Origin of the sequence: Streptomyces sp. NPDC047061 (genome assembly GCF_040643955.1) — a bacterium.
Classification (GTDB): Bacteria; Actinomycetota; Actinomycetes; order Streptomycetales; family Streptomycetaceae; genus Streptomyces.
Window position 1 is genome coordinate 1 of sequence record NZ_JBEYVI010000078.1, and the last position, 23,559, is coordinate 23,559.

6 protein-coding genes are annotated in these 23,559 nt (G+C 73.9%); 1 reads left to right on the forward strand and 5 read right to left on the reverse strand.

Going from position 1 to position 23,559, the window contains the following annotated elements; translation table 11 throughout:
• Nucleotides 1-15,922 (reverse strand): SDR family NAD(P)-dependent oxidoreductase (locus tag ABZ887_RS49365; RefSeq protein WP_361305973.1); only part of this gene is annotated, 15,922 nt, incomplete at its 3' end.
• Nucleotides 15,923-16,050: 128 nt separating this feature from the next.
• On the opposite strand from ABZ887_RS49365, the gene ABZ887_RS49370 reads away from it, so the two are divergent.
• Nucleotides 16,051-16,527 (forward strand): nuclear transport factor 2 family protein, encoded by a 477-nt coding sequence (locus ABZ887_RS49370; protein ID WP_361305975.1) that lies wholly within the window; start codon nucleotides 16,051-16,053, stop codon nucleotides 16,525-16,527.
• A gap of 21 nt (nucleotides 16,528-16,548) precedes the next feature.
• Here ABZ887_RS49370 and mpaM read toward each other — a convergent pair whose 3' ends face one another.
• The 4 genes from mpaM to ABZ887_RS49390 all read right to left on the reverse strand — a co-directional run.
• Entirely contained in the window at nucleotides 16,549-17,403 is an 855-nt protein-coding gene (gene mpaM / locus ABZ887_RS49375; RefSeq protein WP_361305977.1) for a daptide-type RiPP biosynthesis methyltransferase, read from the reverse strand.
• 532 nt (nucleotides 17,404-17,935) lie between these two features.
• The gene (locus tag ABZ887_RS49380; protein WP_361305979.1) at nucleotides 17,936-18,241 is read right to left on the reverse strand and encodes a hypothetical protein; all 306 of its coding nucleotides are present in this window, start codon (nucleotides 18,239-18,241) and stop codon (nucleotides 17,936-17,938) included.
• 654 nt (nucleotides 18,242-18,895) lie between these two features.
• Nucleotides 18,896-20,368 (reverse strand): FAD-dependent monooxygenase, encoded by a 1,473-nt coding sequence (locus ABZ887_RS49385; RefSeq protein WP_361305981.1) that lies wholly within the window; start codon nucleotides 20,366-20,368, stop codon nucleotides 18,896-18,898.
• A partial coding sequence (locus ABZ887_RS49390) for an acyltransferase domain-containing protein (RefSeq protein WP_361305983.1) occupies nucleotides 20,365-23,559 on the reverse strand: 3,195 nt, incomplete at its 5' end. The genes ABZ887_RS49385 and ABZ887_RS49390, both read right to left, overlap by 4 nt.

Consider the following 23,559-nt stretch of genomic DNA (forward strand, 5'->3'; position numbering starts at 1 on the left):
GCTGGTCGGGGCGGACGCCGTGGTCTTCGAGGAGCCGGAAGAGGGCGACCTGGAGCGCGAACAGCGCGGGCTGTGCGTAGGCGGTGTCGTTGATGGCGTCGTCGTCGCCGAACACGACGTCCTTGAGCGGCCGTTCGAGATGCGGCCCGAACGCCTCGCAAGCCTCGTCGAAGGCGGCGGCGTAGACCGGGAACGCGGCATGCAGGTCGCGTCCCATGCCGGAGAACTGGCTGCCCTGGCCGCTGAACAGGAACGCGACACCGCCGCCGCGCGGCTCGGTGACCACCAGATCCGGATGCGGCTCACCGGCCGCGAGCGCGGAGAGGGCCCCGGCGAGGACCCCGCGATCGCCGGTGACCACCGACGCCTGGTGGGGGAACGGCGGCCGGGCCGCCAGCCCCGCCGCCAGCTCGCCCGCCGTCACCTCGGGATGCTCGGCGAGATGCCCGGCGAACCGCGCCCCCGCCTCCCGCAGCGCCGCCGGATCCTTTGCCGACAGGCGCACCAGCACCGGTCCGGCCTCCGGCTCGACGGCGCCCGAGGCCCCGGGAGCCTGTTCGAGGATCACGTGCGCGTTGGTGCCGCTGATCCCGAACGACGACACCGCCGCGCGACGCGGCCGTCCCGTCTCCGGCCACGGCATCGTCTCCGGCAGCAGGGCCACGTGCCCGGCGGACCAGTCGACGTGCGGCGAGGGCCCGTCCAGATGCAGGGTCTTCGGCAGGACGCCGTGCCGCATCGCCTGCACCATCTTGATCATTCCGGCGACTCCGGCGGCGGCCTGCGTGTGCCCGAGGTTCGACTTGACCGCGCCCAGGTAGACCGGCAGGTCGGCGGAGTGCGCGCGCCCGTAGGTGTTGAGCAGCGCCCCCGCCTCGATCGGGTCGCCGAGCGTGGTGCCGGTGCCGTGCGCCTCGACCGCGTCGACCTCGCCGGCTGTGAGCCGCGCGCCGGCCAGCGCCTGGCCGATCACCCGCTCCTGCGACGGGCCGTTCGGGGCGGTGAGCCCATTGCTCGCGCCGTCCTGGTTGACGGCGGTGCCGCGGATCACGCCGAGGATCTCGTGGCCGTTGCGGCGGGCGTCGCTGAGCCGCTCCAGCAGGAGCACGCCCGCGCCCTCGCCCCAGCCGGTTCCGTCGGCGGACGCCGAGAACGGCTTGCAGCGGCCGTCGGGCGCCAGGCCCCGCTGGCGGCTGAACTCCAGGAAGACCGACGGGGTCGCCATGACCGTCACCCCGCCCGCGAGCGCCACTTCGCATTCGCCGGACCGCAGGGCCTGCGCGGCGAGATGGGTCGCGACCAGTGAGGAGGAACAGGCGGTGTCGATGGTGACGGCGGGGCCTTCGAACCCGAAGGTGTAGGCGACCCGGCCGGACGCGATGCTCCCGGCGCTGCCACTGACGAGATAGCCCTCCAACGACCCCGACGACCGTGCGACCCGCTGGCCGTAGTCGTCGTACATGACGCCGGTGAACACCCCGACGGGCCGTCCCCGCAGCGTGCCGGGGTCGATCCCGGCGCTTTCGAGGGCCTCCCAGGAGATCTCCAGCAGCAGCCGGTGCTGCGGGTCCATGGCGAGCGCCTCGCGCGGGCTGATCCCGAAGAACGCCGCGTCGAAGTCGCCCGCCCTGTACAGGAAGCCGCCGTGCCTGACGTAGGACTTGCCGGTCCGCTCCGGGTCGGGGTCGAACAGATCGTCGTCCCAGCCGCGGTCGGCGGGGAACGGGCCGATGGCGTCGCCGCCGGACTCCACCAGACGCCACAGGTCGAGCGGAGAGCTGACCCCGCCGGGGTAGCGGCAGCCCATCCCGATGATCGCGATCGGCTCGCCGGGATCGGCCGTCCGGGACCTGACCACCGCGCCCGCTCCGGCGGCCCCCGTGAGCTCAGCCCGCAGATGCCGGGCGAGGGCGCCCGCCGTCGGATGGTCGAAGACCAGCGTGGACGGCAGCTTGAGGCCCGTCGCCCTGGCCAGCAGGTTGCGGAGCTCGACGGCGGCCAGGGAGTCGAAGCCCAGGTCGCGGAAGGGCAGGTCCGGGTCGAGGACGGCGTCGCGGCCGAGCCCGAGGACGGTGCCGATCTCGGTGCGGAGCACCTCGGCGAGGATCTCGGCCTGCTCGGCCTCGGCGCGTCCGGCGAGCCGTGCGGCGAGGCCGCCGCCCCGCGTGCGGGGCGGCGCGGCCTTCTTCGGCGGCGGTGCGGCGATCACATACGGTTCGGCGGCGGCCAGGGCGGCGTCGAACAGGGCGAGACCCTGCTCGGCCGTCAGCGGGACGATCCCCGCCCGCCGCAGCCTGGCCAGGTCGGAGTCGGCGAGCCGCGACGTCATGCCGCCCACCTCCTGCCACAGCCCCCATGCGATCGAGGTGGCGGGAAGGCCTTCGGTGTGGCGGTGGTGGGCGAGGGCGTCGAGGCAGGTGTTGGCCGCCGCGTAGTTGGCCTGCCCCGGCGTGCCGAGGAACCCGGCCGCGGACGAGAACAGGACGAAGTGGTCGAGGTCGTGGGTCTGCCGGTGGAGGTTCCAGGCGGCGTCGATCTTGGGCCGGAACACGTCGGCGAGATGCTCCGGTGTCTGCCGGTCCAGGGGCGCGTCACGCAGCGTTCCCGCCGCGTGGATCACGGCCGTGAGCGGATGCTCGGCCGGGATCGATGCGAGGAGTGCGGTGAGGTCATCGGGGTCGGCGGCGTCGCAGGCGGCGATCACGACTTCGGCGCCGTGGCCTTCCAGGCGGGCCTTGAGGTCCGCCGCGCCGGGGGCGTCGGGGCCGCGCCGCCCGGTGAGCAGGAGGCGCCGGACGCCGTACCGGACGGCCAGGTGCTCGGCGACGATCCCGCCGAGCGCCCCGGTGCCGCCGGTGATCAGCACGGTTCCGTCGGTGCGGAACCGCCCGGTCCCGGACGCGGCGTCGGTCTGCCGGGGCGTGAGGAACCCGCCGTCGCGGAGCCGGAGCTCGGGACGGCCGGTCCCGATCGCGGCCGCCGCGAGCTCGGCGGTGACGTCCGTCTCGGCGTCCAGCAGCACGATCCGACCGGGATGCTCCGACTGCGCGGACCTGACCAGCCCGGGGACGCCGGCCTGCCCCAGATCGGCGCCGTCCGCCGGTCGGGTGACGACCAGCAGCGGCCCGTCGTGGTCCGCGCCGAGCCAGGACCTGACCGCGTCCAGGACGTGCCCGGCCGTCGCGAGGGGCTCCAGCCCGGACGGGACCTCCAGCACCCCGCCGACCGTCCCGCCGGCGTCGCCGGAGCCGGCCGGCTCCCACACGATCGTCGTCAGCGGCACCGGGTTCCGGCCGGAGAAGACCCGCTGCAGTTCCTCCGCCGAGACGGGGCGGGTCGACAGCTCCCCGACGGACAGGATCGGCAGGCCGGCAGGATCGGTCACCGTGACCTCGAAGGCGCCCGGCCCTGCCGGGGCGATCCGCACCCGCAGCTCGGCCGCGTCCGACGGGACGGCGCGCACGTCACGCCAGGTGAACGGCAGCGGGTGCGCGCCGTCCGCCATGCCCTGGACGGCCAGGGCATGCAGCGCGGCGTCCAGCAATGCCGGATGCACCGTGAACCCGGCGGTGTCGTGGTCGGGCCCGAGCCTGACCGTCCCGTGGAACACCGCGCCGTCGCGCTCCAGGTCGTGGAGGTTCTGGAACGCCGGGCCGTAGTCGTAGCCGTGGTCGGCTAGCCGCTCGTACAGGTCCGTCAGGTCGACGGCGTCGGCGTGGCCGGACGGCGGGTCCGCCGCTTCTGGAAGGTCTCCGGAGGGGGCGAGGAGGCCTGAGGCGTGCTCGGTCCACTCCTCGTCGTCGCCCGTCCGGGCGTGCAGGGTCAGCGCGCGGTGGCCCAGCTCGTCGGGGGCCGCGACGGTGACGTTCACGTCGCGGGGACGGCCGGGTTCGAGGAACAGCGGGCTGCGCAGGGTGAGCTCCTCGACGGCGGGGCAGCCGGTGGCCCGCCCGGCGTGCAGCGCCAGGTCGAGGAAGGCCGTGCCGGGCAGCAGCGGCGCACCGTGGACGGCGTGGTCGGCGAGCCACGGCAGGCCTTCCGGGGAGAGCCTGCCGGTCGCCTGCCAGCGGCCGTCGGGCAGCGTCGTCTCGGTGGCGAGCAGCGGATGCCCCGCCGCGCCGAGCCCGAGCCCGGTGACGTCTCCGGCGTCCTTCGCCGCGGTCAGCCAGTACCGGGTCCGCTGGAACGGGTAGGCGGGCGGCGGCACGTCGAGCACCGGGCCGCCTGTGGGCAGCACGGCCCTGCCCCGAACGTACAGGCCCGCCAAGGCCGTCAGATATGCGGTGACGTCCGGCTTCCGGTGATGCAGCACCGGCAACACGGCGGCCGTGCCGTCCAGGGACTGTTCGGCGAGCGTCGCGAGCGTCGGGCGCGGCCCGAGCTCCAGGTAGAGGGCGGGGGAGTGTTCGGCGTGGAGGTGGGTGAGCCCGTCGTGGAAGCGGACGGCACTGCGGATCTGAGAGGCCCAGTAGGCGGGGTCGGTGAGCTGCTCTTCGGTGGCGGTCCGCCCGGTGACGTTCGAGATCACCGGCAGCCGGGTCGGGTGGCAGGTGACGGTCTCGGCGATCGCCTGGAAGTCGGCGAGCATCGGTTCCATCAGGGCCGAGTGGAAGGCGTGGCTGACCACCAGGCCGCGCGCGTCGATGCCGTCCTCGGCCAGCCGCGCCGCCACCCGGTCGAGGGCGTCGCGCGGCCCGGACAGCACCGTCGAACGCGGCGAGTTCACTCCCGCGACCTCGACGCCGTCCAGATAACGCGCCAGCTCCGCCTCGGCCGCCTGGACGGTCAGCATGCCACCGCCGGCGGGGAGCGCGCTCATGAGCCGTCCCCGCGCCGCGACCAGCCGGGCGGCGTCGTCGAGCGTCCAGAGCCCGGCGAGGTGGGCGGCCGTGAGCTCGCCGATGGAATGCCCGAGCAACTGGTCGGGCGCGACGCCGTCCTCTTCGAGCAGCCGGAAGAGGGCGACCTGAAGCGCGAACAGCGCGGGCTGCGCGTACGCAGTGTCGTTGATCGCGTCGTCGTCGCCGAACACGACGTCCTTGAGCGGCCGTTCGAGATGCGGCCCGAACGCCGCACAGACCTCGTCGAAGGCGGCCGCGAACACCGGGAACGCGGCATGCAGGTCACGTCCCATGCCGGAGAACTGACTGCCCTGCCCGCTGAACAGGAACACGAGCCCGCCCGCCCCCGGAACCCCGGTGACGGCGGCCGGATGCTCCTCACCGGCGGCGAGCGCCGCGAGGGCCTCGCCGAGCCCAGCCCGGTCGTCGCGCCCGGCGATCACCACGGCGCGGTGCTGGAGCGGCCGCCGCCGCGCCAGCGCCGCCGCCAGCCCGCCGGGCGCCGCCTCAGGCCGTACGGCGAGATGGGCCGCGAGCCTCCCGGCCGCGTCCCGCAGCGCCTGCGGAGTCCGCGCCGACAGCGGGACCGCCACGACCTCGGTGCCACCGGCGTCCACCGGCACGGGCTCCGGAGCCTGCTCCAGCACGAGATGGGCGTTGGTGCCGCTGATCCCGAACGACGACACCGCCGCCCGGCGCGGACGTCCCGTGTCGGGCCACGGAGTCGTCTCGGTCAGCAGTTCCACCGCGCCGGACTCCCAGTCGACGTGGTGGGAGGGCGCGTCCACGTGCAGCGACTTCGGCAGCGTGCCGTGCCGCATCGCCTGCACCATCTTGATCACGCCCGCGACGCCGGCGGCGGCCTGGCTGTGCCCGATGTTCGACTTGATCGACCCCAGCCGCAGCGGAGCGTCGTCACGGCCGCGGCCATAGGTGTTGAGCAGCGCCTGCGCCTCGATCGGGTCGCCGAGCGTGGTGCCGGTGCCGTGCGCCTCGACGGCGTCCACCTGCCCGGCGGTCAGCCCGGCGTCGCGCAGCGCCTGCTCGATCACCCGCTCCTGCGACGGCCCGTTCGGCGCCGACAGCCCGTTGCTCGCGCCGTCCTGGTTGACCGCCGACCCCTTCAGGACCGCGAGGACGGTGTGCCCGTGGCGTTCGGCGTCCGACAGCCGCTCCAGGACGACCAGTCCCGCGCCCTCCGCGAAACTCGTCCCGTCGGCGGCGGACGAGAACGGCTTGCACCGGCCGTCGGGGGCGAGGCCCCGCTGGCGGCTGAACTCCAGGAAGATGCCCGGCGAGCTCATCACCGTGACGCCGCCCGCCAGCGCCATCTCGCACTCGCCCGACCGCAGCGAACGTGCCGCCAGGTGCAGCGCCACCAGCGACGACGAGCAGGCGGTGTCGACCGTCACGGCGGGGCCCTCGAACCCGAACGTGTAGGAGACCCGGCCTGAGATCGCGCTGGTGATGGAACCGGTCAGCAGGTAGCCGCCGACGTCGCGCGGGCCGTGGTGCATGCGCGGCCCGTAGTCCTGGGCGATGGCGCCCGCGAACACGCCGACAGGACGGCCGCGCAGCTCCGCCGGGTCGATCCCGGCGTTCTCGAGCGCCTCCCACGCGGTTTCCAGGAGGAGCCGCTGCTGCGGGTCCATGGCGAGCGCCTCACGCGGACTGATCCCGAAGAACTCGGCGTCGAACCCGCCCGCGTCGTAGAGGAACCCGCCGTCCCGGACGTACGACGTCCCCGGACGGTCGGGGTCGGGGTCGAACAGCTCGGCGCTCCAGCCCCGGTCGGCGGGGAACGCCCCGATGGCGTCGATGCCGTCCAGGGCGAGCCGCCACAGGGCTTCGGGGGTGTCCGCCCCGCCGGGATAACGGCAGCTCATCGCGACGATCGCGATCGGATCGTCGTCGGCCGCCACCGCGACGGCGGCCGTGGGCACGGCAGGGACGCTCCCGGACAGTTCCTCCAGCACGAACCGGGTGAGGGAGTCGATGGTGGGCCGGTCGAACACGACCGTCGTCGGCAGCCGCAGCCCGGTCAGCGCGTTGAGCCGGTTGCGGAGCTCCACCGCTGTCAGCGAGTCGAATCCGATCTCCCGGAATGCCTGCCCGGTGTCGAGACTCTCCGGCGACGGATGCCCCAGCACGACCCCGACCTGGTCGCGAACCTCTCCGAGCACCCGTGTGTACCGTTCGTCCTCCGGCAGGGAGGCAATCAGGCCCGCCCAGCCCGTCGTGTCGGGGGCGCTGCCCGCCGCGGCGACCCGCCGGGCCGCGGGCGCCAGGCCGCGCACCAGCGGTGACGGATGCGCGGCCGCGGTCCCCGGCGGCAGCGGCGTCGCCACCACGTGTGGGCTGCCGAGCCGCAGCGCCGTGTCCAGCAGCGCGAGCGCATGATCGTCGGCCAGCGGGGTCAGGCCCGCCCGGCGCAGCCGGGCACGGTCGGCGTCGGTCAGCTCGCCGGTCATCCCGCTGCCGCGCTCCCACAGGCCCCACGACACCGACAGGGCCGCCAGCCGGTGCCCGCGGCGCAGATGGGCGAGCGCGTCGAGATAGGTGTTGGCGGCGGCGTAGTTGCCCTGCCCGGGGTTGCCCAGCACCCCGGTCGCGGACGAGAACAGCACGAACGCGGCCAGATCGAGGTCCCAGGTCTGCTGGTGCAGGTTCCAGGCGGCGTGGATCTTCGGCCGCATCACCTCCTCCAGGGCCTCCTCGGTCAGGCCGGTGATCGGCGCGTCTCTGAGCAGGCCCGCCGCGTGGACGACCGCCGTCAGTGGATGTTCGGCGGAGAGCCCCGACAGGAGCGTGTCGAGGGCGACGGCGTCGGCCGCGTCACAGGCCGCGACGGTCACCCGCGCCCCCAGGCCCTCCAGCTCCTCGACCAGCTCGGCCGCGCCGGGAGCGTCCAGGCCGCGCCTGCCGACGAGCAGCAGCCGCCGGGCGCGGTGGACGGTCACCAGATGCCGGGCCACGAGGCCGCCGAGCGTGCCCGTGCCGCCGGTGATGAGGACGGTGCCGTCCGGGTCGAGGGCCCGCGGCGGGGTCAGCACGACTTTGCCTACGTTCGCGCCCTCCTGCAGGTGGCGGAGCGCTGCCCGCGCCTCCGCCAGCTCCCACGCGCGGACCGGCAGCGGCCGCAGTGTCCCGGAGGCGAACAGCCGCGACAGCTCACCCAGCATCGCCTGGACCCGGTCCGGGTCCACCACGAGCAGGTCGAACGCGGTGTAGGCGACGCCCGGATGGTCGGCGGCGACGGCCCCGGCGTCCCGGATGTCGGTCTTGCCGATCTCGACGAACGCACCGCCCCGGGGGAGAAGCCGCAGCGAGGCGTCGACGAATTCCCGGGCCAGCGAGTTCAGCACGATGTCGACGCCGCGGCCGCCGGTCGACTCGCGGACTGTGTCCTCGAACGTCAGGCTCCGCGAGTCCGCCCGGTGCGCCTCGTCCAGGCCGAGGGCGTCGAGGGCGTCCCGCTTGCCGGCGCTCGACGTCCCGAACACCTCGGCGCCGAGATGCCGGGCCAGCTGGACGGCCGCCATCCCGACGCCGCCCGCCGCCGCGTGCACCAGCACCCGCTGCCCGCGCCTGATCTGCGCGAGATCCACGAGGCCGTGGTAGGCAGTGAGGAACACGATCGGGGCCGACGCGCCCTGCTCGAACGTCCAGTCCTCCGGCAGAAGCGCCAGATGCCGGGCGTCGGCGACCGCGACCGGCGCGAACGCGTGGGAGAACAGCCCGAACACCCGGTCGCCGGGCGCCAGGCCGGTCACCTCCGACCCCGTCTCCAGGACGACGCCCGCACCCTCCAGGCCGAGCCCGGTCTCGCCCTCGCGCATGGCGAGCGACACGAACACGTCACGGAAGTTGACGCCCGCCGCCCGCACCGCGACCCGAACCTCGCCGGGGCCGAGCGGGACGTCCGGCGCGTCGGACGGGACCACTTCGAGATCATCGAACGTCCCGGTCAGGCCGGTGATGTCCAGCCGCCACGACGGCCCGGCGGGCGGCAGGAGCCGTCCGGCGGCGGCCTTGGCGAGGCGGGGCACGTGGACGGTCCCGCCGCGCAGCGCCAGCTGGTTCTCGTCAAGGGCGTGGGCGGCCGAGACGGCGGCCGCGATCTCCCCGGGGACGTCGGCGACGACGTCCAGCAGCTGGAAGTGACCGGGGTTCTCGTTCTGCGCGGACCGGACCAGACCCCACACCGCGCTGTGCGGCAGGTGGATCGGATGGTCGTCGCCGGGCAGCCGGTGCGCGCGGACGGTGCAGAAGGTGAGGGTGCCGCCGTGCAGGGCGGGCGAGGCCAGCCACTCCTGGAGGAGGGCCAGCGCGGCCGTGGTGGCGGTGGCGACCGAGTCGGGGCAGTCGCAGTCGTCCAGCTCGCGGCCACAGGTCGCGGCGATCATCGCGGGCGGCACGACGACGTCCAGGGGGGCTTCGACCGTCCCGCTTTCGACGGCCGCCGCCAGATCGGCGAGCGGCCCGTCGAGCCGGAGCGGCGCCGGACGGTCCGCGTCGGGGAGCCCGGCGGGCAGCCAGCCGAGGTCGAACAGGTCGTCCGCGGTCCGGGCGGGGGCCGGGCCGTCGGCCTGCTCGCGCAGCGTCAGCTCGGCGACGGTCAGCACCGGCCGTCCCGACGGGTCGGCGGCGTGCAGGGAGACCGCGCCGGGCCGCAGCGGTGTCAGCACGACGTGCAGGGCCTGCGCGCCGGTCGCCCACAGCCGGACTCCGGACCAGGAGAACGGCAGGCTGACGGGGCCGTCGCCGTCGAGGACGGTCGCCCGCAGCAGGGCGTGGAGCGCGGCGTCCAGTAGTGCCGGGTGGAGTCCGTGCCGTCCGGCGGGCAGGTCGGACGGGAGCCGCACCAGGGCGTGCAGCTCAGCGCCGCGCGTGCGGAACTCGCGCAGGTTCTGGAAGGCGGGGCCGTAACCGTAGCCACGGTCGGCGAGCGCCGGATAGAGGCCGGTGACGTCGGCGGCGGCTGAGCCGTCCGGCGGCCAGGACGTGTGGGCGGGCAGAGCCTGCGGAGGGGTGGGCACGAGGGTCCCGGACGCGTGCTCGGTCCAGCCGCCGCCCGAATGCGGGCGGGAGTGGACGGTGATCCTGCGGCGCTCCCGGTCGTCCGGGGCGGTGACCGAGACGTGCAGGTCGCACGGGTCGGTCAGGGTGAGCGGTGCCTGGAGGGTCAGCTCCTCCACGACAGGGCAGCCGGTGACGTCGCCCGCGTGCAGCGCCAGGTCGAGGAACGCGGTCGCGGGCAGCAGCGGGACGCCGTGCACGGCGTGGTCGGGCGTCCACGCGGGCGTTTCGGGCGACAGCACGCCGGTCGCCTGCCAGCGGCCGTCGGGGAGTACGGCGGCCGTCGCGAGCAGCGGATGGTCGGACGGGTCGAGGCCGGTGCCCGCGGCGTTGCCGTCGCCGGCCGGGTCCAGCCAGTAGCGGACCGGCTGGAACGGGTAGGACGGCAGTGGGATCTCCGGGCGGCGCGGCGCAGGCCAGCCGGGCTTGGCCGAGTGCAGGCGGAAACCGGCGAGCGAGGCGAGGAACCTGCGGTGGCCGCCGTCGTCGCGGCGGAGCGTCGGATGCGCCGAGACCGGCGCGTCGGCGGTCTCCCGGATCGCGGGCGCCAGCACCGGATGCGGGCTCGTCTCGACGAACAGCGTGTGGTCTTCGGCGAGTGCGGTGAGCGTCGGCAGGAACAGGACGGGGTTGGCGAGATTGTCGTACCAGTAGGCCGCGTCCAGGACGGTCGTGTCGGGCAGGAGGCCGCCGGTGAGGGTCGAGTGGAACGGGATCCGCGCGGGCATCGCGGTCACGTCGCCCAGCTCGGCCAGGAGATCGGCGCGCAGCGGGTGCATGAGCGGGGTGTGCGAGGCGTAGTCGACGGGGATCATGCGGGCGTCGACGTGCTCGGCGGCGCAGTGGGCGAGCAGCGTCCCGGCGGCGGCGGTCGTCCCGGCCACCACGGTCAGGGCGGGCCCGTTGACGGCCGCGACGTGCAACTCCCCGGTGAGGCCGAGCCGGCTGATGAGGGCCTCGGCGGAGCCGGCGTCGAGCGGGACGGAGACCATCCGTCCGGTGTCGGCGAGGTCGAGCAGCGCCCGCGCCCGGACGGCGACGACCCGTGCGGCGTCGTCCAGGCTGAGCGCGCCCGCGATGTGCGCGGCGGCGATCTCTCCCTGGCTGTGCCCGATCACGGCGTCGGGCTCGACCCCGTGATGCTGCCAGAGCCGGGCGAGCGCCACCATCATGGCGAACAGCGCGGGCTGCACCACGTCGGTTCCCCCCGGCAGCTCGGGCAGCGCCAGGACATCGGGCAGCCGCCACCCGGTATGCGGTTCGAGCGCCTGCGCACAGTCGTCGAGCGCGGCCGCGAACGCCGCGGACTCCTCCCCCAGCCGCAACCCCATCCCGGCCCACTGCGACCCCTGCCCGGGAAACACGAACACGGTCCCGCTCCCCGCAGGCTGCCTCTCGGGCCCGAGCACCACCGCCGGATGCGGCCGCCCGGCCGCCAACGCCTCGAACGCCTCGATCGCACCGTCCCTGTCGTCCCTCCCGACGACGACCGCTGCCCTCCGCGCCAACTGCGCCCTCCCGGCGAGCCCCCCCACCAGATCCCCGGGCACCAGCCCGTCCCGCCCACCAAGATGACCGGCCAGCAACCCGGCCGAAGCCCGCAGCGCCGTCGTCTCCTTCGCCGACACCGGCAACACGACGTCCGTCCCCTGCCCGGAAGCGGCCTCCCCACCGGAGGCGGCCACCCCGGTGGGGGACTGTTCGAGGATGAGGTGGGCGTTGGTGCCGCTGATGCCGAAGGAGGAGACGGCGGCGCGGCGCGGGCGGCCGGTGTCGGGCCAGGCGGCCGGTTCGGCGAGGAGGGTGACGGCGCCGGTGGTCCAGTCGACGTGCGGCGTGGGCTCGTCCAGGTGGAGGGTCTTCGGGAGGGTGCCGTGGCGCATCGCCTGCACCATTTTGATGACGCCTGCGACACCGGCGGCGGCCTGGGTGTGGCCGATGTTCGACTTGATCGAGCCGAGGCGGGCGGGGTGCCCGCCGACGCGGTCGCGGCCGTAGGTGGCGAGGAGTGCCTGCGCCTCGACGGGGTCGCCGAGGGTCGTTCCGGTGCCGTGGGCCTCGACCGCGTCGACCTCGTCGGCGGTCAGGCCCGCGCCGGCCAGCGCCTGCTCGATCACCCGCTGCTGGGACGGCCCGTTCGGCGCGGACAGCCCGTTGCTGGCGCCGTCCTGGTTGATCGCCGAACCCTTGATGACCGCGAGGACGGTGTGGCCGAGGCGCTCCGCGTCCGACAGGCGCTCCAGCAGGACCAGGCCGACGCCCTCGGCCCAGCCGGTGCCGTCGGCGGCGGCCGCGAACGGCTTGCAGCGGCCGTCGGGGGCGAGGCCGTTCTGGCGGCTGAACTCCAGGAACATGCCGGGCGAGCTCATCACCGTCACACCGCCGGCCAGCGCCATCGTGCAGTCGCCCGCCAGCAGCGCGCGCCCCGCGAGATGCAGCGCCACCAGCGAGGACGAACAGGCCGTGTCGATCGTGACGGCGGGGCCCTCGAAGCCGAAGGTGTAGGCGATCCGCCCGGACGCGACGCTGACGGTGCTGCCCGTCAGCCGGAACCCGTCGTAGCCGTCGACGGGTTCACGCAGCTCGGGGCCGTAGCCGTGCGCCGTCGCGCCGACGAACACGCCGACCGGACGGCGGGCGAGGCCCGTGGGGTCGATTCCGGCGTGCTCGAAGGTCTCCCACGCGGTCTCCAGCAGCAGCCGCTGCTGCGGGTCCATCGCGGTGGCCTCGCGCGGGCTGAGCCCGAAGAACGCCGCGTCGAAGGCGGCAGCGTCGTGCAGGAACCCGCCGTGCCGGGTGGTGGAGCCGCCGGGCGCGTCGGCGTCGCCGAGCAGGGATCGCAGGTCCCAGCTGCGGTTGCCGGGGAACTCGGTGATTGCGTCCCGGCCCTCGTCGACGAGTCGCCACAGGTCGTCGGCGGACCGGACGCCGCCCGGGTAACGACAGCCGATCCCGACGATCGCGATCGGTTCGTCGGCGCGCGCCGCCGTCAGGGTCGGGGCGTCGTCGCCGGGCGCCGCGAGCAGCTCCTCGACGAGATGGCCGACGAGGGTCTCCGGAGTCGGCCAGTCGAAGATCATGGTGGCGGGCAGCCGCAGGCCGCTCATCGCCTGGAGCCTGCCGCGCAGATCGACCCCGGTCGCGGAGTCGAACCCCAGCTCCTTGAAGGTCAGCCCGGTGTCGAGGGCGTCCTCAGGCCCGTATCCGAGCGCCGTCTCCACGCAGACCCTGACCAGGTCGGCGAGCCTCCGCCGGGCCTCGGCCCCGCTGAGCGCTCCCAGAGCGTCCCGCCCGTACGGCCCGTCCTCGGACGGCTCCTCCCCGGCATCCTCGGCCGCTTCCTGCGATACGACCGGTACACGGCTGTTCGTCCGCAGGTTCGTCTGGTCGGGCCAGACCTGCCTGCGCTGGAAGGCGTACGTGGGAAGATCGGTCGTCTCGGTGCCGAGCAGGGACCGCCAGTCGATCTCGGCGCCGTGGACGTGCAGGCCCGCGAGTGCCGTCACGAACGCGTGCTCCTCCGCCCCGTCGCGGAGCGTGGGCAGGAACACCGACGCGCCGTCGTCGAGGTTCTCCTCGGCGAGGACGGTCAGCACCCGTCCGGGCCCGAGCTCGAGGAACGTCCGGGCCCCGGCCTCCCGCAGCCAGGACACGCAGTCGGCGAACCGCACCGGCTCCCGGATCTGCCGCACCCAGTACGCGGGGTCCCGCAGCTCGTCGTCCACGGGCCGTCCGGTGAGCATCGACACCACCGGCAGCTGGGACGCCCGGAACTCCACCGACGCCGCGACCTCGGCGAACCGCTCCAGCATCGGCTCCATGAGTGCCGAATGGAAGGCGCGGCCGACCCGCAGCCGCCGGGTCCGGTGGCCGCGCTCCTCCAGCGCGGCCGCCGCCCGGACGGTCTCGTCCTCGGGCCCCGACAGCACCACCGAGCGCGGCCCGTTGACGGCGGCCAGCCCCACCCCGCCCGTCAGCACCCCGGCGGCTTCCTCGGCCGAGGCCCGCACCGCGATCATGGCGCCGCCCTCGGGCAGCTCCTCCATGAGCGCCCCGCGCGCCGCCACCAGCCGCGCCGCATCCGCCAGGCTCAGCACGCCCGCGACGTGCGCGGCGGCGAACTCGCCGATCGAGTGCCCCGCGACGTACTCGGGACGCACCCCGAACGACTCCACCAGCCGATACAGCGCGACCTCGACGGCGAACAGCGCCGCCTGCGTGTACAGCGTGTGATCCAGCAGCGCCGCGTCGGCTCCGCCCGGCTCTGCCCACATGATCTCCCGCAGCCCGCGCGGCAGATGCCGGTCGAGCTCACCGGCGGCGGCGTCCAGTGCCTCGGCGAACGCGGGAAACGCCGCGGCCAGCTCACGCCCCATGCCGACGCGCTGTGCCCCCTGCCCGGTGAACAGGAACGCCGTCGCCCCGCCATCGACCCGTCCCGTCAGCCCCTCGTCAGAGGCGGCGAGGGCACGGAGACCCGCGGTGAGGGTGTCGCGGTCGGATCCGAGCACCGCAGCCCGGTGCTCGAACGCGGTGCGGGTGGTCGCCAGAGCGGCGGCGACCGCGACGACGGACGGCCTTGGCCGCTCATCCAGGAGGTCGGCGGGTTCCCCGGTCTGCGTGTGGGCGGTCGGGGTGGGCTGTTCGTCCAGGTAGGCGGCGAGCTTTGCGGCCTGTGAGCGGACGGCCGCGGGCGTCCGTCCTGACAGCAGCCAGGGGACGGTGGAGGGGCCGGGCCGCTCTACGGGCGGGGCGGGTACGGGGGGCGCGCCGAGGACGAGATGGCAGTTGGTGCCGCCCATGCCGAAGGAGGACACGCCGGCGAGGGCGTCGCCGTGCGCGCCGGGCCACGCCGACGGCTCGGTCGGGACGGTCAGGCGCAGTTCGTCCAGCGGGATGGCGGGGTTCGGGGTCTCGTAGCCGAGGCTCGCGGGGATCTCGCGGTGCAGGAGGCTCAGGGCGGTCTTGACCAGGCCGGCGATGCCCGCGGCGCCCTCCAGGTGGCCGATGTTCGTCTTGGCGGAGCCGACGAGCAGCCGGCCATCCCTGTCTGTGCCGAGGACGGCGCCGAGCGCGGCGGCCTCGATCGGGTCGCCGGCCTTCGTGCCGGTGCCGTGCAACTCGACGTACTGGACGTCGGCGGGCGCGACCCCGGCGTCCCGGTAGGCGTCGTGCAGGACCTGTGCCTGGCCCTCGGCGCTCGGGGTGGTCAGCCCGTCGGTGGCGCCGTCGTTGTTGACCGCGCCGCCCAGGACCGTGCAGTAGATCCGGTCGCCGTCCGCGATCGCCCGCGCGAGGGGCTTCAGTACGACCACCGCACCGCCCTCGCCGCGCACGTAGCCGTTGGCGTCCGCGTCGAACGCGCGGCTCCGGCCGTCGGGGGACAGGGCGCCGAAACGGAGCGCGGCCAGCGTCCCCTCGCCGAGGATGTTCAGGTTGACGCCGCCCGCCAGTGCGAACTCCGACTCGCCGCGCAGCAGGCTCTCGCAGGCCAGTCGGACCGCGACCAGCGACGAGCTCTGCCCGGTGTCGACGGTCATGCTCGGTCCGTGCAGGCCGAGCACGTACGACAGCCGGTTGGCGATGATCCCGCGGTTGGTGCCGGTCAGCGAGTGCGGGGTCGGCCCGCCCAGATCACGCAGCAGGGCGGCGTAGTCGTCCCAGATGGCCCCCACGTAGACGCCCGTCCGGGAGCCGCGCAGCTCGCCGGGGAGGACCCGCGCGTCCTCCAGGGCCTCCCAGCCGAGCTCCAGCATGAGCCGCTGGCGCGGGTCCATGACCGAGGCCTCGCGCGGCGAGATGCCGAAGAAGCCCAGGTCCATGCCGTCGATCCGGTCGAGGAACCCACCCGTGCGCATCGGGAGCTCGACGTCGTCCCAGCGGCCCTCCGGAGCCTGCCCTATCGCGCTGCGGCCGTCGCGCAGCAGCCGCCAGAATTGCTCGGGGCCGTCGCCCCCGGGAAACCGGCAAGAAATTCCAACAATGGCGATGGGCTCATTCATCTCTTGGTCCCTAGGGTCGGACGACGTGATATACGATGCCTTTCTCGATATCAAACCGACCAGGCACCGGCAAGATCGTTTTAGGGTGCTGTAAGGGTGTGTTTAGTGGCCTGCTGTTCGATGTGCCCATGAATCACGACAGAGACCTGACACCCCGTGAAATCTTCATGCTCAAGCAGGAACGCATCTCCCGGCTCGATGCCGACGGGCAGGCCGACCTGTTCGCCGAGGACGGCGTGCTGGAGGTGCCGTTCTCGCCGAACGGCCTGCCACGCCGGTTCGAAGGCAGGGAGACGATCCGGGCCGTCATCTCGGCGGCCCTGCAGAACGCCACCCGCGGGACCCGGCGCCTGCTCGACCATCTCGACGAGACCGTCTACGAGACCGACGACCCCGAGGTCGTCATCGCGGAGTTCACGTCCAGGACCGAGGACACCGTCACCGGCGAGCACTTCGACGCGCGCTACATCCAGGTCCTCCGGATCCGCGACGGCCAGATCGTGCTGTTCCGCGACTACTGCACGCTCGAGGCCATCACGCATCTGTGGGGCGACCACGGCGGGGAGTCCTTCGCCGAGCTCGGGCGGACCTTCCCCGAGGCCTGAGGCCCCGGGGAAGGGCACGGACTAGAGGGCCACTTCGAGCAGGTAGATCTTCGGCGTGATCGCGAACGACGCCTGGATCTGGAACTGGCTGACCACCTCGTGCTGCTTCAGCACCCGCAGGCCGGCCTCCTCGATCTCCGCACGGAGCGGGGCGGCCGGCAGCACGCCGGACAGCGCAGTGAAGATCTTGGAGTCTATGACCCTGCCGTCCTCGACGCGGTGGGCGAGGAAGTTGCTGGACCGGAGCATCTCCACCGGGTCCACGTAGTCGAGCAGGGTCAGCAACATCGGGATGTCGGCGTCCGCGCCGGTCGCGACGATCGCCTGGGTCTCGAACGGCTCCGAGCGATCCTCGATGCCGGGGAACTCGATGAGCGTCATCAGGAAGCGGCCGTCCTCGGCGAGGTGGGCGCGCACGGAGGCGAACAGCGAAGCGCGCTGTTCCTTCTCCAGGTAGCTGATCGCGTTCGCGCCGAGGGTGATGAAGTCGAAGGTCCGGTCGAGGGAGAACGACGTCATGTCGCCCTCGATGGTGGCGACGCGGCCGGTGTAGTCGGAGCCGTCCTCCTTCTCCTCTTCGAGGCGCTCGGCGAACAGCCTCAGCATGTGCGGCGACATGTCGAGGCCGACTGCGTCGAACCCCTGCTCCAGGAACGGGAAGGTGAGCCGTCCCGAGCCGCACGCCAGCTCGAGCAGCGTTCCCTTGCGGTCCTTGGCGACCGCCAGCATCGCCTCGGCGTCGGCCTCGTCGTAGCGGGTGAGGAAGTGGTAGACCGGCGATCCCTCGGGGCCGTACAGGCTGTGGATGCTGGAGTCGCCGCCGAGAAGGTTGGCGACGTGCGAGGCTGTTCCGAGAACGCGGAGGCCGTCGGACATGTGGGTACCCCTTTTTCGCATGGGCAGGATTTGGCCGTGGCAATTCTGGAATTGCCACGGCCATTCTCTCGAAAGCCCGTAAAAGACCCCTCAAAGCCCGCTTAAAGCTCGATCCGTCAGCTGGGGTTGGTCGTTGATCAGCTCGGTGGTTCGCCCGTGGTGCGGTCCTCTCCTGTCCGGTTCTCGTCGGGGCGGGTGCTGGTGGATCAGGTGGCGGCCGGGAGGTCGGTCAGCCGCCGCCAGGCGGTGGTGGACGCGTTCGCCCAGGGCCAGGTGCGCTCGGTCCGTAGCCATCGGCGGCGGGCGTGGTTCGCAAGGCGTCCAGGTCGGCGGCGAGGTTCGCGCTCAGCATCCATGCCTGGTTGATCTGCAGGACTTGGAGGGCAGGTTGCGTAGGCCCATCGCCTTGTTCGCTTCCACCTGGTCCTCGACCACCGCGTGGTGGCGGTGATCGAGTACTTCCGGCCGGTCTTCTTCTCGCACGCAGTGAGGTCCTTCGCGTGCCGGCCGGACGGCCTGACCCGGCGCACGATCAGAGCATCCCCCTGATCCAGCCCTCCCGGCGGTTCAGCCCGCTCAACTCGGCCACGAAGCAGCCTTCTTGCACGCTGCCGTCCTGCTGGAGCGAGGTCTCCCAGGCGGCCTCGGGCAGGCGGGCGACGGCCTTCTCGTCCTCGTCGGTGATGGTCCAGCCCGTGGTGAAGCGGACCGTGCGCCGCATCGTGTTCGGATCCCGCAGGTGCTCGTGCAGGCCATGGGTGGCCCCGGCGCCGTCCACGCGCACCAGGATCTTCGCCGTCGAGGCTCCGGGGACCTGGGCGAGCGCCTCGCGCAGCACCCGGATGTGGTCGGCCAGGTCGCCGCGGCGCCCTCCTTCTTCGATGCCGCCGTGATGACCGTGGCGTCCATGTCGATCACCACCCGGCGGTGCAGGTACTTCCCGGCGAGCGTCAGCCGCGGAAACCCGCCCGGCCGCAGGTGCAGCAGGCTCCGGACGTGCCGACGTACCCGGGCCCGCACCCGAGCGATCTTCGCCAGGACCTCGGCGTCCATCGCTGCCAGCGTCCGTCGGGTCGTCGAGTCGGACACCGCCGCCCCGAACAAGCCCTGGTGGGGGGCCTGCAACTGCTCGGCGTCCGACAGGTTCGCAGCCCCCGGCACGATGGCCACGGCGAGCTGCACGACCACCACCGCCCGGTCCCGCCCGCCGGCCCCGTCCCGGCGGGCAGCACGGCCGCCGGCGCACTCGTCAACCCCGTCCGGTCGGCCAGCCGGCGCAGCAGGACCGCTCCGGCATGCCCGCTCAGCCCCTTGCCGTCGGCGACCACGGACAACTGCCGGTCCCACCCTGGAGGCTCGCTCACCGGATTGGTGCCCTGACTCTCGCAGCGGATACGACCTCGACACTCGCATCCTTGCAGGTCAGCGGCACCTTTCTGGTACCGGGGCGTCAGATCCCCCGATTCCGCTGAATATCCAGGGTCAAGCGGGGTCAGCCGAACCAGGCGCGGAGCGCCCGGGCGAACCCGGCGTCGCCGTCCTCGCCTCGGTCGGCCCAGGCGATGAAGCCGTCGGGGCGGACGACCACGACCCGCGCGTCGAGGTCGGCGACCGGCTCGACCGTCACCACCTCGACGAGGCCGGCGAGGTGCTCGGGGACGGCGGGCAAGGCCTCCGGCTTGCCCGTCAGGTTGAGGACGAGGCCCCGACCGGCCGCCAGCGGCTCGTAGGTCGTGAGCTCGGTACCGTCCGGACGGGTCGCCCGCACGTCCGGGAAGCGCCGGCCGATCAGGTCGTGCGGCTCGCCGGGCACGCCGGTCAGGTCGAAGGCGTAGGACACCTCGGTGACGTACTGGACGAGGTACCGCTGCACCGCCTTCATCTCGACGAGCCCCGCCAGGATCTCCCGCAGCGGCCCGACCTTCTCCAGCGGATGCTGGATCGCGATCTGCGCCGCCGCCCGCACGCAGGCCCGGCGGCCCACCGGACGGCGCTCGGCGTCGTAGCTGTCGAGCAGGCCCTCCGGCGCCCGTCCCAGCACCTCGGCGGCGAGCTTCCAGCCGAGGTTCACGGCGTCCTGCAGGGTGGTGACCATGCCGTTGCCGGAGGACGGCGGGTGCGAGTGAGCGGCGTCGCCGACGAGCAGCACGCGGCCGTCCCGGTAGGAGCGGACCAGCCGGGTCGCGTGGCCGTTGCGCTCCATCCAGGTCGGCTCCTCGATGTCGGGTGCCGTGCCCACGAGCCTGCGGACGCTGCCGAGGACCTCGTCCCTGGTCACCGGGGTGCCCGGCGGGACGTCACGGTCCTCCCACTCGACCGTCATGATCCTGATGCGGCCCGGCTGGAGCGGCAGGATGCCGAGCTGGCCGCCCGGGTACAGGCCGTTGACGAACTTGTCGCGGTTGCCGGCGAAGTCGCCGACGTCGGCCGTCACGCCGTAGTAGGCCGGCGCGAACTCCTCGTAGTCGAACCCGCAGAGCCTGGCGACGGTGCTGTGCACGCCGTCCGCGCCGACCAGGTAGGCGCCGCGGACGGTCCGCTCGCCGTCCTGTGCCGCCACCGTCACGGTGACGCCGCCGGCGTCCTGCTCGACCCCGGTCACCTCCTGGCCGTGCAGCACCTGGACGCCGAGTTCGAGGGCCCGCTCCTCCAAGATCTCCTCGGTGCGGACCTGCGGGATGAGCCAGTCGAACTCGGTCTCGCCCAGCTCCTCGTCGAACTCGATGTACAGCAGGCCGAAATGGGTCCGGTTCCAGCGCGGGGTGGACGCGTCGCCGAACCGGTCGGCGATGCCGCGCTGCCTGAGCGTCTCGACGCAGCGGGCGTGCAGCAGCGCGCCGCCCGACTCGTGCGAGCGCTCCGTCCGGCGGTCCAACACGGTGACGGGGACTTTGGCGAGGGCCAGCTCGCAGGCGAGCATGAGGCCGCCAGGGCCGGCTCCGACGATCACGACAGGTTCGTTCACGATGTGCTCCGTTGGCTTGTGCCGTCCAGCTCCGCGCCGAGGTACTCGGCCAGCGCGGACGGGGTCGGCAGGTCGTAGACCGCGCTGGGCGGCAGGGACAGGCCGGTCGCGCGGGCGAGCCGGTCGCGCATGGTGAGGGCGCCGAGCGAGGTGATGCCGAGGTCGAGGAAGTCGGCCTCGGGCGCGACGGCGTGGCCGCCCTCGTGGCCGAGGGCGTCGGCGGTCGTCGCGAGCACGAACTCCAGCAGCAACCGGTCGCGCTCCCCGGGGGAGCGGCCTTCAAGCCGGAGCAGGAGGCCGCCGGGGTCGGCGGCGGCACGGGCATCGTCCCTGGACGTGCGCTGGGCCGCGCCGGGGAACGCCGCGGTGACGTCGGCGACGACCGCGCAGGGCGGCCCGGCGAGGATCCGCGGCAGGTCCCGCAGGGCGGCCGACGCGCGCATCGGGCGCAGGCCGGGCTGCTCCTCACTGCCGCCTTCGACCGTCCCCCACAGCAGCGACGTCGCCGGGAGCCCGGCGGCGCGGCGTCGGCGTGCGAGGGCGTCGTGGAACGCCCCGACCGCCAGATCCTCGGGACGGGCGGAGTGGGCTCTGGCCGACGCCGTCAGCGGAGCGAAGAGGACGAAGGCGGACAGTTCCAGATCCTTGGTGGATTCGTGCAGCTGCCGGGCGGCGTCCATGGCTGTGCCGCCGCCGGCCATCGCTGCGGTGTGGAAGACCGCGGCGAGCGGCTCGCCGTCCGGGAGGAGTTCGAGGAGAGCGGGAATCGCCGCCGGATCGGCGGGGTCGAACACGACCGGGATGATCGCGCCGTCCAGCCCGTCGGGTGCGGCCTCGGCCGGGTCGACGGCCAGGAGGACGCTGGACGCTCCCGCGCCCGCCAGCCACTTCGCCGTCTCGACCCCGAGCCCGCCGCCGGTGACCAGGACCGTCCCGGCGGGCGTCCAGCCGCGGTCGCCGCCCGGTGCCCGGGTCAGCCGCGGCACCAGCAGCGCCCCGTCCCGGACCGCCACGAGCTCGTCCCCGCCGGTCAACGCGGCCGCGAACGCGCGCCCCACCCGTCCAGAGGCTTCGAGCGGCAGATCGACGGCCCGCAGCCGCCGAGGCGACCCGCTCCGCCCCGCCGTCTCCACGACTCCCCACAGCAGGCTCTGCGAGACATCGCCGACCGGGGCGGTCGCCCCGTCGCCGACGGCTCCCCGCGTGACGAACCACAACGGCGCGTCGATCCCGGCTCGCGCCAGCGCTTCGGGCAGCTCGGCCGTCCACCGCACCGCCTCCCGGTCCACGTCCGCCGCGAGGTACAGCACCCCTTCGACCGCCGCCCCCTCCACGGCCTCACCCAGCACCCGGGCGAGCCGTTCGAGACCGCTCCCCGCGCCGCCGGCCGGACCGGAGCCCGTGCCGGAGGCGACTGCGCCGTCGGCGGTCGTGGAGAGGTCGAGGTGGAGGGGCTGGGCGCCGCGTTCGGTGAGGAGGGGGAGCAAGGTGGTGGGGAGGGTGGGGGAGGGGCCGTCGGTGAGGAGGAGCCAGGTGCCGGGAAGGGGCATGTCGGCGGCGACGGGGACGCGCTGCCAGGTCTGCTCGTGCCACCAGCCGTTGCTGCGCCGGCTGGCCGAGAGGGCCGGGAGGAGCTCGGCGAGGAGGAGCCGCTTGGCGGGGTCGTCCAGGTCCAGGTCCAGGGCGTTGGACAGGGCGCTCAGGTCCTGGCGGTCGATGGCCTCCCACAGGGCCGTCTCGGACTCCGCCGCGGGGGCGGGGGCCGCCACCGGCTCGTACCAGTAGGCGCGGTGCTGGAACGGGTAGGTGGGCGGCGGAGCGGACGCCGTCGAGGTTCCGGCCCGCCAGCCGACGGGGATCCGGGTGGCGGTGTGCAGGTGGGCGAGCGCGGTCAGCACCGCGGCCGGTTCCGGGAGGGCCGGGTCGAGGACGGACCGTGCGGTGACGCCGTCCAGGGCCTGGCGGGCGAGGGTCGCCAGCGCGGGACGCGCGCCGAGCTCCAGATAGCAGGCGGGAGCGTGGTCGGCGTGCAGCCGGGCGAGGCCGTCGTGGAACCGTACGGCACCCCGAATCTGACCGGCCCAGTAGGCGGGGTCGGCGAGTTGCTCGTCCGTCGCGGGCAGCCCGGTGACGTTCGAGATCAGCGGGATCCGTGCCGGGCGCGCGGTGACGCCCGCGGCGACTTCTCGGAACTCGTGGAGCATCGGCTCCATCAGTGGCGAGTGGAAGGCGTGGCTGACGACCAGCCGCCGGTGCCGCAGCCGCAGCCCGTCGAGCCGCTCGGCGATCCGGTCGAGCGCGGTGAGCTCGCCGGACAGGACCGTCGATGCGGGCCCGTTGAGCGCCGCGACGGCGACGCCGTCCTCGGCGTCCACCAGCGGCCGCAGCTCGGCCTCGGACGCCTGGACGCTCAGCATCCCGCCCCCGGACGGCAGCGCGCTCATCAGCCGTCCGCGCGCCGCGACGAGCCGGGCGGCGTCGTCGAGGGTCCATACTCCGGCCAGGTGGGCGGCGGTGAGCTCGCCGATCGAGTGGCCGAGCAGCCGGTCGGGCGTGATGCCGTGGTGGCCGAGCAGAGCGTGCAGCGCGACCTGGAGCGTGAAGATCGCCGGCTGGGCGTAGGCGGTGTCGTTGACGAGGTCGCCGCCGTCGAACATGACGTCCTTGAGCGGCCGTTCGAGGTGCGGGTCGAACGCGGCGCACACGGTGTCGAAGGCCTCGGCGAACGTGGGGGACGCCGCGTACAGTTCCCGTCCCATGCCGGGATGCTGGCTGCCCTGGCCGCTGAGCAGGAAGACCACGCCGTCGCCGCGTCCGGCGGGCGATCCCGTGACCAGCGCGGGATGCTCCCGTTCGGATGCGAGCGCGGTGAGCGCCGAGGTGAGCCCGGCGCGGTCTCCGCCCGCGGTGACGATCACCGCCCGGTGGTCGAACAGGGTCCGGGCGGCGAGCCTCCCGGCGAGTCCGGCCGGGACGGCGGCGGGCTGCGCGTCGAGGTGGTCGCGGAGCCGGGACGCCGCGGCCCGGAGCGCGGCCGGATCCTTGGCCGACAGTGTGACCGCGACGGCAGGCGTCTCCTCGTCCGGGATGTCCGTTGGGGTGGGTTCGGGTGCTTGTTCGAGGATGAGGTGGGCGTTGGTGCCGCTGATGCCGAATGACGAGACTGCGGCGCGGCGTGGTCGTCGGGCGTC